The 12,587-nt window shown below is 40.1% G+C and carries 9 protein-coding genes; 4 read left to right on the top strand and 5 right to left on the bottom strand.

Annotated features, from left to right (window positions below; genetic code table 11):
• Nucleotides 1–71: 71 nt before the first annotated feature.
• From ACE1ET_RS11495 to ACE1ET_RS11480, 4 genes are read right to left on the bottom strand one after another with little or no spacing between them, the layout of a single operon-like run.
• Nucleotides 72–869 (bottom strand): gluconate 5-dehydrogenase, encoded by a 798-nt coding sequence (locus ACE1ET_RS11495; RefSeq protein WP_375728555.1) that lies wholly within the window; start codon nt 867–869, stop codon nt 72–74.
• A 22-nt stretch (nt 870–891) separates the two neighbouring features.
• Nucleotides 892–1,737, bottom strand: a complete 846-nt coding sequence (gene kduI, locus ACE1ET_RS11490) for a 5-dehydro-4-deoxy-D-glucuronate isomerase (protein WP_375728554.1) — start codon at nt 1,735–1,737, stop codon at nt 892–894.
• 20 nt (nt 1,738–1,757) lie between these two features.
• On the bottom strand, nt 1,758–3,113 hold the full coding sequence (locus ACE1ET_RS11485; RefSeq protein WP_375728553.1) for an MFS transporter: 1,356 nt from the start codon (nt 3,111–3,113) through the stop codon (nt 1,758–1,760).
• Between the two features lie 41 nt (nt 3,114–3,154).
• Nucleotides 3,155–4,336: a LacI family DNA-binding transcriptional regulator gene (locus tag ACE1ET_RS11480; protein ID WP_375728552.1), complete on the bottom strand. Its 1,182-nt coding sequence runs from the start codon at nt 4,334–4,336 to the stop codon at nt 3,155–3,157.
• 118 nt (nt 4,337–4,454) lie between these two features.
• On the opposite strand from ACE1ET_RS11480, the gene ACE1ET_RS11475 reads away from it, so the two are divergent.
• The 4 genes from ACE1ET_RS11475 to ACE1ET_RS11460 all read left to right on the top strand — a co-directional run bounded on the left by ACE1ET_RS11475 (nt 4,455) and on the right by ACE1ET_RS11460 (nt 11,180).
• Complete coding sequence (locus ACE1ET_RS11475; RefSeq protein ID WP_375728551.1) at nt 4,455–7,733, top strand: TonB-dependent receptor; 3,279 nt, start codon at nt 4,455–4,457, stop codon at nt 7,731–7,733.
• Nucleotides 7,734–7,809: 76 nt separating this feature from the next.
• The gene (locus tag ACE1ET_RS11470; RefSeq protein ID WP_375728550.1) at nt 7,810–9,015 is read left to right on the top strand and encodes an alkaline phosphatase family protein; all 1,206 of its coding nucleotides are present in this window, start codon (nt 7,810–7,812) and stop codon (nt 9,013–9,015) included.
• A 155-nt stretch (nt 9,016–9,170) separates the two neighbouring features.
• Nucleotides 9,171–9,860 carry a DUF5020 family protein gene (locus tag ACE1ET_RS11465; RefSeq protein WP_375728549.1) on the top strand — a complete coding sequence of 230 codons (690 nt, stop codon included), beginning with the start codon at nt 9,171–9,173 and terminating at the stop codon, nt 9,858–9,860.
• An 18-nt stretch (nt 9,861–9,878) separates the two neighbouring features.
• On the top strand, nt 9,879–11,180 hold the full coding sequence (locus ACE1ET_RS11460; RefSeq protein ID WP_375728548.1) for an NCS2 family permease: 1,302 nt from the start codon (nt 9,879–9,881) through the stop codon (nt 11,178–11,180).
• Between the two features lie 122 nt (nt 11,181–11,302).
• Here the strand turns inward: ACE1ET_RS11460 and ACE1ET_RS11455 are convergent, their stop codons facing one another.
• Nucleotides 11,303–12,214 carry a glycoside hydrolase family 16 protein gene (locus ACE1ET_RS11455; RefSeq protein WP_375728547.1) on the bottom strand — a complete coding sequence of 304 codons (912 nt, stop codon included), beginning with the start codon at nt 12,212–12,214 and terminating at the stop codon, nt 11,303–11,305.
• Between the last annotated feature and the right edge of the window lie 373 nt (nt 12,215–12,587).

Genomic DNA, 12,587 nt, shown 5'->3' with positions numbered 1-12,587 from the left:
GGTGAAAAGCATTAAATACCAACATGTCTTAGTTTTGCCAGACACGTTGGTATTAATGGTTTTTTCTGAATTTAGATGTCGTTTTCTCCTTTTACGTAACCAAAGTTGGCAAGGATTCCACCGTCAACGTAAAGCACGTGTCCGTTAACAAAATCACTGGCTTTGGATGCCAGGAATAAAGCGGCATGCCCTACATCTTCCGGTTCACCCCAACGGCCCGCCGGAGTCCGGGTCATAACCAAGTCGTTAAACGGATGGTTGCCCTCGCGAATGGCCGCAGTCTGAGATGTTGCGATATAACCAGGACCAATGCCGTTGATCTGAACATTGTATTTAGCCCACTCGCAGGTCATGTTCGCTGTTAACAGTTTCAAACCTCCTTTTGCTGCTGCATACGCAGATACAGAGTTACGTCCGTAAACGCTCATCATGGAACACATGTTAATGATTTTCCCAAAACGGCGTTCTATCATTCCCGGTGCAACACGTTTGGCAACAATAAGTGGTGCCACCAAATCGATATCGATTACCTGCTGGAAATCTTTTATCGGCATGTCCAGTATCGGAATGCGCTTAATGATACCTGCATTGTTAACCAGGATATCAACCGGACCAACATTCTTTTCTATTTCTGTGATTCCTTTATCTACATCTTCTTCGCTGGTAACATCAAAATTTAATGTGTACACATCAAGGCCTTCTTTGGCATATTCTGCTTTACAGGCCTCAAGTTTATCGTCAAAGATGTCATTTACGCAAATTTTGGCACCGGCTTTTCCCAGTGTCGTGGCTACTGCCATTCCAATCCCATGGGTTCCACCTGTAACAAGTGCAACTTTGCCGGTTAAATCAAATAATTCCTGAATCATCTTTATTTTTATTTTTTGGTTCTTATCTCAAATCAGAAGGTTGTTGGGTGTCCATATCTCCGTAATCGAGATTTTCACCACCCATACCCCAGATGAATGTATATTTGGCTGTACCGGCACCTGCATGGATAGACCACGTTGGTGAAATAACAGCCTGCTCATTGTGCATAAAAATGTGTCTTGTTTCCTGCGGTTCACCCATAAAGTGTACCACAGCCTGATCTTCAGGGACCTCAAAGTAGAAGTATGCTTCCATACGTCTTGTGTGCGTGTGGGCCGGCATAGTATTCCAGACACTACCTTCCTTAAACTCGGTCATTCCCATTTGTAACTGACAGGTATCCACCACACCGTTGACAAGCAGCTTATTAATTTTCCGTGCATTGGACGAATTTAAATCGCCCAGTTCAACAGTTATCGCATCTTTCAGTGTTACCTTTTTGTTTGGGTATGCTTTGTGAGCCGGGGCAGAGTTGAAATACAGTTTGGCTGGTTTTGCAGCATCTGCAGATGCAAATACAACTTTGGTTGTACCTCTTCCGAGATACAATGCTTCTCTGTAGTCCAGCTCAATCACTTCTTCATCGACAGTTATTTTAGCTTTACCACCGATATTGATAATACCCAGTTCACGTCTTTCGAGGAAATAGGTTGCCTTTAAAGGATCAATTGCATCAAGACTTAATGGTTTTGTTACAGGATAAGCACCGCCAACAATAATTCGGTCGTAATCGGTGTATACCATGTTAATCATGTCCTGTTCAAAAATTGTCTCAACCAGAAATTCTTTACGCAATCTTTGTGTATCATACAATTTTGCGTCGCTCGGGTGAGACGCGTAACGAATTTCATATTTAATATGACTCATAATATAATTTATTTTTGTGTTTAAGCTTCTGTTTTTACCAGATTAAGATTTTCATCCATTGGTGTCATCTTAGGCATTAATAAGTGTACGAAACCTAATAAAATAAGGTAAGCTGAACCTGCAATAAGGAATGCCCAGAAATAACCTGCATTACCGGAAGCATCCAGAACTTCTCCAAGTGCAAGGTCGCCAACAATACCTGCAACTGCACCAATCATACCACCAATACCTGTTACTGAACCAACAGCTTTTTTGGGGAATACATCGGATACCAGTGTGAAAATATTCGCTGACCAGGCCTGGTGTCCTGCAGCTCCAATACCAATCAGTACCACCGCTAACCATTTACTTTCGGTTATAGCAACGTAAGCTACTGGAAGGATAATCAATGCACATATTAATAATGTCATTTTACGTGCCTTATTGATTGACCAGCCCTGACGCATGAATTTACCGGATAGCCATCCACCGAAAATACTACCGCCATCCGCCAGCAGATACATAATCATGAATGGGATACCTATATTGTGAATATCGACTTCAAATTTATCCGCCAAAAATTTTGCTCCCCAGAAAAGGTAAAACCACCATACAGCATCTGTAATCTTTGCTGTGGCAAATGCCCAGGTTTGGCGCTTTGGAAGCACTTTTGCCCAGGATAGTTTTTCCTTACTTTCCACAACAGAATCACTGTTGATGTATTCCAATTCTTCTTTGCCAAGTTTTGGGTGTTCTTCAGGTTTCTGATAGGTTTTAATCCATAAGAATACCCAAAAAGCACTTAAGGCACCGGTTATTAAAAATGGATATTGCCAATGCATAAAATTACCCTGACCTCGGTCACCTCCGGTCCACCATACAACAGCACCAATCACAAAAGGGGCTGCGATGGCACCAATACTGGTTGCTGCATTATAAATGCCGGTTGCAAAAGCCCTGTCTTTTTTGGGAAACCATTCGGCAACAGTTTTTTGTGCTGCAGGGAAGTGGCCTGATTCACCAAATCCAAGTCCAAAACGTGCGATGGCGAACAGTGCCACACTGCTTAATGTGAAACCAAGAAAAGTAACTTCACTCACTACAGTTGCATGCAACATCCCAAAAATACTCCATATTCCAATTGCAAGCATGTACCCTTTTTTGGTTCCCAAACGGTCAATGATTCCACCCATACTTAACATACCGATTGCATAAGCAATTTTAAATGCAACCATAATATGTGCATAATCCGTATTTGTCCAATGGAACCATTCCATAAGATCAGGAGCCATAATACCAATAATACTTCGGTCGAAGTAGTTGACCGTGGTAGCATAAATCAACATGGCCAGGATTCTAAACCTGTACTTGCCAATACTTTTTGTTACTGCTGTCATGATAAAGTTTTAATATTAATAATTTAGTTAGTTAGTTATAATTATTGTTTTAAATACTTCAGATTCTCTTTCATGATGATATCAATGGTGCTGTAATTAATCTTTTCTATATTGTTTCCAGCACCTAAATGTCTGAATAATGACATAACACCATTATAGCCCTGCTCTTCCGGTTTCTGACTGATTAAAAAATCGATAACCCCTTTATTAAGGTACTTCAGATTTTCATCTATCAGGTCGTATCCGATCAAAATTGTATTATTTATTTCAAGGTCATCAAACAATTTTGCAACCTGATATACCCTTGAGCCGGAAACGAAAATTCCTGCCAGATTGTCCACCTGCTTAATACATTTCTGCAATGTATCTTTCAATTCTGTGGGGTGGAGGAGGTCAACTTCCCTTGAGATGATCCTGATGTTTTTTAATCCGTAGTTGTCAAAATAACTCAAAAATCCCTTTTCCCGCTTTAAAATATGGTGAGAAATCACCTTGTTGTTTGCCAGTTTCAATACAAGTACGGTTGAATTATCCGAAATGCCGTAATTGATAAGCTTTCCTGAAACAAAGCCGCTTTGCCAGGCATCCTGTCCGAAATAGGCCAGTGGATTACCGGAATCAATATTGACATCAAAAAATACATACGGTATTTCTAATTCATCCAGCAAAATGGTAAACTGCATGGCCGCTTCACGGAATACAGGATTGAAAAGAACTCCGTCCGGATTGTTTTTCAGTACTTCATCACGTGCTTCGAAAAACGATTTTTCGTTTGCATCGTTAAAGGTATAAATATCTACCGCAAAATTGTAATCTTTTAACTCATCTTCAGCTCTTTTAATGCCGGCAATGGGTTTTGACCAGTATGGATTACCTGCATTTCCGGCTGGCAGAAGCACCGCAATGCGAAATAATTTTTTTGATGCAAGGGATTTGGCTAAAAGATTCGGTGTATAATTGAGTTCCTCTATAATAGAAAGGATTTTAACACGGGTTTCTTCTTTTACTTCGCCTCTGTTATGCAACACACGATCTACCGTGCCGACAGATGTGCCGGCCTTTCTGGCGATATCCTTGATGCGGATTTTTTGTTTGGAATCCATGGATGAAACTGATTTTTCGTGCACGTGCACGGCAAATGTACGAAACTTTTTAAGAATTGTTCGTGTGCGCGCACGATTATTTTTGTGTTGATATAAAAATATTTTATCGTCTAAGTCCATTTTTTAATAAAAATGAAAAGTTTTGGACACATATATTTATTATTAAATATGTAGGTTCGTACCCGTAATTATTTAAATTTGATCTTTATAATCATAATTATTAATCAAACACTCAAAAATGAAAAAGCTATTATTTTCTATTTTAATGGTTTTTATAACCGGAGTTACTGTGTTTTCACAGGTTACAACATCAGGAATGAATGGTATTGTAGAAACAGATCAGGGAGAGCCTTTACCCGGGGCAGCCGTGATTGCCATTCATGAACCTTCGGGGACACAATACGGTACTATCACCAACGCTGATGGCCGTTTTACACTTCAGGGGATGAGGCCAGGCGGACCTTACAAGGTTGAGGTTTCATTCATAGGGTATTCCAAAGGTGTTTACACTGATATCAGGTTGTACCTTGGTGAATCTTTTGTTTTAAACGTTACGCTCACCGAAAGTGCTGTTGATATGGGGGAAGTCATGATAGTGGGTACAAAAGCATCGGCTTTCAAAACCAGTAAAACAGGAGCGTCAACCAATATTTCCAACGATCAGATGAATCTGATGCCGACCATTAACAGAAGTGTGTCCGACATTGCACGGCTCTCACCTTTTACCAACGGCATGAGTATTGCCGGTGGCGATGGCCGTTCCACTAACTTTACAGTTGACGGAGCCAACTTCAACAATAACTTTGGACTCAGTTCAAACCTGCCTGGTGGAGGTAATCCGATCTCTCTGGATGCTATCGAAGAAGTTCAGGTAGTTATTGCACCGTTCGATGTTCGTCAGACCAACTTTATCGGTGGTGGTATCAATGCAATTACCAAGTCAGGAACGAATTCATTTAAAGGTTCGGCTTACACCTATTTGACCAATCAGAATATGAGAGGTAATAAAATAGGTAGTGTTGATTTTGGTGAACGCGATGAAGAATCGACACATATATATGGTGTAAGCTTAGGTGGTCCGATCATTAAGAATAAATTATTCTTTTTTGTAAACGGTGAATATGAATTACGTCCGGGACAGGTGGTAACCTGGAGACCTTCGGATAATGGTGTTGCAAATACAGATCTGATGCTTTCACGTACCAGCGTTTCCGATATGGAGCTGGTGAGGCAACACCTGATTGACAATTATGGATATGATCCCGGATCATACAGTGATTATCCTGCTGATGAGAGCAACAGAAAACTACTTGCCCGCATCGACTGGAACATCAATACAGCTAATAAACTGAGTGTGCGTTATAACTACACAAAGAATCAGGCATGGAATCCTACAAACGGTAATTCAACAGACGGTGGATTCAGAAACCGCTCCATGGATCGTATTTCGCAATACTCTATGGCTTTCTCAAATTCAATCTATTCCATGGATAACATTGTGAACTCGTTCTCACTTGATTTAAACAGCCGCATTTCGGATCGGTTTTCAAATCAGTTCCTGGCGACGTATACCAAAATTCAGGATATAAGGGGATCCAATTCTTCCAAGTTCCCGTTTATTGATATTATGAACGGAGTTACTACAGATGGCAGACAAATTCTTGAACCTTATATGTCTGCCGGTTATGAGCTGTTTACCTGGAATAATGGTGTGAATAATAACATCTTTAATATTATTGATAACGCTACTTTCTATTTGGGAAGTCATAAGATCACTGGTGGTGTAAGTTTTGAACACCAGATGGCAAATAATTCCTATATGAGAAACGGAACAGGTTATTACAGGTACGCCAGTATTGAAGATTTCCTGAATCAGGCTGCTCCACGGGACTTTGCGCTGACTTATGGTTATGACGGAGAGCAAAATCCGGCTGCTGAAGTTGCTTTTAATCAGTTTGGTATCTATGGACAGGATGAATGGAACGTTACGCCGGAATTAAAACTTACATATGGTATCAGGGCAGATTATCTGAAGTATGTGGATAATATAATCCGAAACAATGCTATTTATGAACTTAGCTTTGGCGGTAAAAAAATCGATACCGGAGAATGGCCAACTGCCAATGTACAGCTTTCTCCAAGGGTTGGTTTTACATATGATATATTGGGAGACCAGACCATGAAGCTACGTGGAGGTACCGGTATTTTCGCCGGCAGACTGCCATTGGTATTCTTTACCAATATGCCAACCAACTCGGGTATGGTGCAGGGTAGTTATGCCGCAGTCACCAGGTATGATGCATCAGATGGAACAATAACCAGTGTGGATCCGGCTTTGGCATCCCTTGCCGGTCCAATGATAACTGATGTGGATGAAATGATCAGCAGGCTCGGACTTCCTACCACAATTACACCAGAGCAGGGTGTGTTACCAAGAGACATTAATAGTATTGATCCTGATTTTAAAATGCCACAGGTATGGAAATCTTCACTGGCTCTGGATTATAATGTTCCTGTATCGTTTCCAATGACAGTGACATTGGAAGGAATATATACCAAAAATATTAATGGCGTAATGTTGAAAAATTATAATCTTCAGGAGCCGGATAATACATGGCAGAGATTCAACGGACCGGACAACAGATACATCTATCCGGATGACATAACCTATACGTCAAAAAGTGCATATGTATTGACCAATAACAGTGAAGGTTGGGGAGCAATTGGTAACATAACTGTTAAGGCTGAACCGGTTGAAAATTTAAATATTATGGCGGCCTATACTTACACTGAATCCAAGGAGATTTCAGGAATGCCTGGAAGTAATGCTGCTTCAGCTTACAATGGTTTAATCGAAATTAACGGTCCTCATTTACCTGATGTTCAGCGTTCGCAGTATGTGGTGCCGGAAAAAGCCATCGCATCGGTTTCATATAGAATCCCTTACCTGAACGATCATATGGCAACCACCATTAACCTGTTCTACTCAGGTTATTCACACAATGGTTACAGCTTTACCTATTCAAACGATATGAATGGTGATGGTTATTCAACAGATCTGATTTACATTCCAAAAGAAAGGGGTGAAATTCAGTTTGTCAGTCAGGCTGATGAAAATGCATTCTTTAATTTCGTTGATCAGGATAAATATCTGAAAGCACATCAGGGTGAATATGCTGAAGCTTATGCAGCAAGAGCCCCATGGACGCACCGTTTTGATTTGCGTTTAGCACAGGATTTTAGTATCAAGGCTGGTAGCAGAACACATACCTTACAGTTTACCTTTGACTTCCTTAACTTTGGTAACCTGATAAATAGTGAATGGGGCGTAACTAAAAACATGTTCTCAGCAAATAATGGTCAGATCCTGACTTACGAGGGCGTGGATGCTAATAATGTTCCAAGTTTCTCTATGGCAAAAGATGCTGATGGAAATTATCTGACAGAAACATATTCAACCTACTATAACTACAACGAATGTTGGCAGTTACAGGTTGGTTTGCGTTATATCTTCTGATCTGAATAAAACTTTGTTTAACAGTTTAAAGAGGCTGGCCTTGTCGGTCAGCTTCTTTTTTTTAATTTTATACACCATGAGAGTTTTTGTTCTATTTATTGCAGTTTTCGTTTTAACAGCTTCATGCAAGCCGGTTAAACAACCAGTAAAAACCAAATATGTGGTAGTGTTGTCTATGGATGGGTTTAGATGGGATTACACTTCAAGAACTTCTACGCCTGCATTCGACGAACTTGCAGCAGATGGAGTGAAAGCTGAATACATGGTACCTTCGTTTCCAACCAAGACCTTCCCAAACCATTACACGCTTGCCACGGGTTTGTATCCGGGAGAGCATGGTATTGTGGCAAATTCATTCTATAACGATTCCCTGAAAAAGTCGTATTCCCTGGGAAATCGTTCAGCGGTTCAGGATGCTGATTTTTATGGTGGTGAGCCCATTTGGGTGACTGCTGAAAAGCATGGTATAAAAGCGGCAACATGTTTCTGGCCGGGAAGTGAAGCGCCTATTAAAGGTGTGCGTCCTTCTTACTGGCTGAAATATGATGGCAGCCTTACTTACCAGTCAAGATTGGATACGGTGGCTTACTGGTTAACACTTCCATATAACCAACGTCCGCATCTCGTAATGTTTTACGTGGATGAGCCGGATCATACTGCACATAGTTTCGGACCGGACAGCAAAGAGGTCACGGAAGAAATTTCATCGCTTGACAATTACCTTGCAGCTGTCCAGAAAAAACTATTCTCACTGGATATTGCCGATTCCATAGATTTTATTTTGTTGTCGGATCATGGTATGGCAAAGGTGAATATGGACAAATCCTACGATCTGTCTCAATTATTGCCGGCTGCCTGGGTTGCCCATCAATCCACTTCAAATCCTCTGGCTCTTATTGATCCGGCACCGGGATTCGCCGATTCTGTTGTTGCTACCCTGAATAAGGTGAAAGGGATCAGAGCCTGGCTAAAAAAGGAAGTGCCCGCAAAATATCATTATAATTCGCATCCTGCCATTCCCGGAGTTGTGGCCTTAGCTGACAGCTCTTATACATTGTACTGGAAAAAATATACACTTGCAGCAGATCACGGATATGATCCCGATACAAACAGTGATATGCGTACCATATTTTATGCCAAAGGTTCAGACTTTAAGAAAGATTTTATTAACAAGCCGTTTTCGAACCGGATGATTTACCCGTTGATAACTAAACTGCTTGGAATCCCAACTGAAAAATCGCTGGAGGCCCTGAAAAAAGAGCATGTTGAAGTGACAAAGTAAACCTTGCATAAATACTGGAATTTAGGTTGTTAACACGGCTTATATTCTCTTGTTGAAAACATATTGAAAAATTGCTGTAGCGGTTTGTTCTTCAAAATTTAACAACTGTTAATTTTGGTTTCTTTTTTAACACATTTAACTTAAATTTTTAAGAGATGAAGAACAAACTATTACTTGCATTGATGCTTGTTTTTGCATCAGCCACTTTTGCTCAGAATGTTCAGTTGCATTATGATTTTGAACGTGAACATTTTACATCAACCGTTGAAATGTTTAAACCTGACAACTGGGGAAACACTTTCTTCTTTATTGATATGGACTATAATGGGCCATCAAGTGGAGTCAGTTTGGCCTATTGGGAGATTGCACGTGAACTCAAATTCTGGGATGCTCCTATTTCGGCACATATTGAATTCGATGGAGGATTAATTTCAGGTGTAGGTTCTATTGGTAACGCATACCTTGCAGGTCCGTCATATTCTTATAATGCAAGTGATTTTAGTTACGGAATTACTCTTATGGCACTGTATAAATATATTGCACTTACTCCAACAGACAAGCCACATAATTTTCAGTTAACTGCCGTTTGGTACTGGAATATGTTTAACAATAAACTCACTTTTTCAGGATTTGCAGATTTCTGGAAAGAAGATCATACCGTATCTCTCGATGGATTTGTTGAAGATTTTCAAAGTTCATCATATATATTCCTTTCTGAACCGCAGATTTGGTATAATGCAACTAAGAATTTCTCTGTTGGTAGTGAAATAGAACTATCAAACGATTTTGGTGGCATCCCCGGATTTAAAGTTCGTCCAACCGTGGCCTGTAAATGGACATTCTAATTTCAATAAACAATCGCTATGTTAGATAAGTATTTTAAGCTTAAAGAAAATAAAACCAATGTACGAACCGAAGTTGTAGCTGGTATAACCACCTTTATGACAATGGCGTATATTCTGGCAGTAAACCCTCTCATTCTTGGTGATACCGGGATGGATAAAGGGGCTGTATTTACCGCAACAGCTATTTCAGCCGCTGTTGCCACAATCGTAATGGCACTTTTAGCAAAATTGCCTTTTGCTCTGGCTCCAGGAATGGGATTAAATGCCTTTTTTACTTATACTGTATGCTTCGGAATGGGGCACAGTTGGGAATTTGCGTTAACGGCTGTTTTTCTTGAAGGTATTATTTTTATCCTGTTGACTGCTTTTAATATCCGGGAACTTATTATAAAAGCGATACCCAACAATGTAAAACATGCCATATCGGTTGGTATCGGTTTGTTTATTGCTTTTATTGGGCTAAAGAATGCCGGAATTATTGTGAGCAATGAAGCAACTTTTGTAAGCCTGGGAAGTATTATGGATTTCAAGGCCAGCGGTGCACCTTTTGTAGCGCTGATCACAATTATCATCACCGGTGCTTTGCTCGCATTGCGTGTTAAAGGGGCATTGTTAATCGGTATTCTGATTGGCACAATTCTTGGTTTTCCGTTTGGTATAACACACCTTCCGGAAACATTTGATGTGACTCCTCCTTCTGTAGCTCCGGTATTTGCGAAATTCCAGTGGTCACACATATTTACAATGGATATGCTTCTGGTACTCTTTACCTTCCTTTTTGTTGATATGTTTGATACGGTAGGTACCCTGATTGGTGTATCCACAAAAGCAAACATGCTGGATAAGGAGGGACGTATTCCACGTGTAAAACAAGCGCTTTTTGCGGACTCCATCGGAACTGCATTCGGTGCTTTAATGGGAACATCTACGGTAACAACCTATGTTGAAAGTGCATCGGGTGTGGCTGAGGGTGGCCGGACCGGTTTGACTGCATTAACAACAGGTGTTTTGTTTTTACTGGCCCTGTTTCTGTCGCCACTGTTTCTGATGGTCCCTGCGGCTGCCACTGCTCCGGCACTTGTACTGGTTGGTGCAATGATGATGACACCGATTGCCAAGATCAACCTGGAAGATTATACCGAAATGATCCCGGTATTTTTAACCATTATCATGATGCCGTTAACATTTTCAATTGCAGAAGGTATTGTATTTGGTATGTTATCGTATGTACTTATTAAACTGATATCCGGTAAGGTAAAGGACATTACTCCGGTTATGTATATTCTTGCCGTTTTATTTGTACTGAAGTTCTTTATTTAGGCTATAGTCCGTCGATATATGTCAAAGGCCGTCCGGAAGGATGGCCTTTGTTATTTCTGACGAATTATACTGTTCTGAAGGTTATTGATGCTGTAAAATGTCTGCTTTTTATGTTTTACGGCTTACTGATAAACCCTTACATAATCAACTTTAAAAGTAATCGGAAAGAGGTCCGCATTTGGTTCACCACCATTTGAACCAATAGCCAGGTTCAGCAGAATATAATGAGTATTACCTTCTCTGAAAGGATTAAAGCCATCATTGTTTCTTGTTTTATCCAGTGGAATTTCATTGAGCAATTCATTATCCAGGTACAGTTTTATAACTTCCTGATCCCATTTCATTCCCCAGACATGAAATTTATTTACCCAATCCGGATCATTATCTGTAAAATGAGACAAAGGTAAACGTTGTGAGTCCCAGCTTACACCTCTGCCGTTTTCTCCGCCCCATGCTGCATTAGCCAGTATTGTTGGCTGGTCATTCACACGGTAAAATTCCATAATATCTATCTCTCCACATTCGGGCCAGTGCTTCTCTTTCCCAAGGGTCCAGATAGCTGGCCATGATCCTTTAGCTGTATCTATCTTAGCCCTGATCTCAAAATATCCATAACTGCTCCATTCCTGCAATCCTCTTGAAATAAGACAGGATGAGCTGAATTCTGCATACGGCCTCTGTTTACGCCAATCTCTGGAATTCGCATTAAAATGCGTATTGGGAATGGAATCTTTTTTACCTGTAATAACCAGTACCCCGTCCTTGCAAATGGCATTTTCAGGTTGGTACCACTGTAATTCGTTATTTCTGACAAATCCATATTCATAGGTCCAGTTTTCGGGGTTAGGCCGGCCATCTTCATTAAACTCATCATGCCAGACCAGATGCATGTCAAATATCATTTCAGGTACCTGACTTTTTGGTTGCATGCTACCGTTAACCTGAGCTTTTGATTTTATAATAAATATAAAAAGGAATAATATCACGGGAATTAAAAAGCGTAAATTCGGTTTTACCGGTAAAGTATCTTTCATATTTTGTATCATTTTAAATTAAACGTATGATTACTTAATGCTTTGTGATGCTGCTTCAAAACAAATTTCGTTGTTTTAAGTGTTATAAAATAGCATAAACTTTAAAAATGATAGCAAAGATCTCAAACCGATCTTTTAAAAAGTAGCAATTGCATCTTATCATAAGGTTTTCTTTGGCAATTATGGAATATGTATTTTAAGACGCGGAAAGGTTAATCCTGTTAATCAGAATACCAAACCCTAATGTGATTATTGAAATAGTTACATAAAAAATCAAATTATTTTCTCATATGTCAGAGGTGTTTCATTATTTTCGCAACATGAATAAGTGGGATTCAACTATTTCAGAACTGATTTCAGCCTGAGAAAGTTG

The sequence above is a fragment of the Quyinboa mangrovi genome, assembly GCF_042219825.1.
Lineage (GTDB): Bacteria > Bacteroidota > Bacteroidia > Bacteroidales > UBA5342 > JBHJHP01.
Note: the sequence above shows the minus strand (reverse complement) of the source record. Positions and strands in the feature narration are given on the sequence as shown.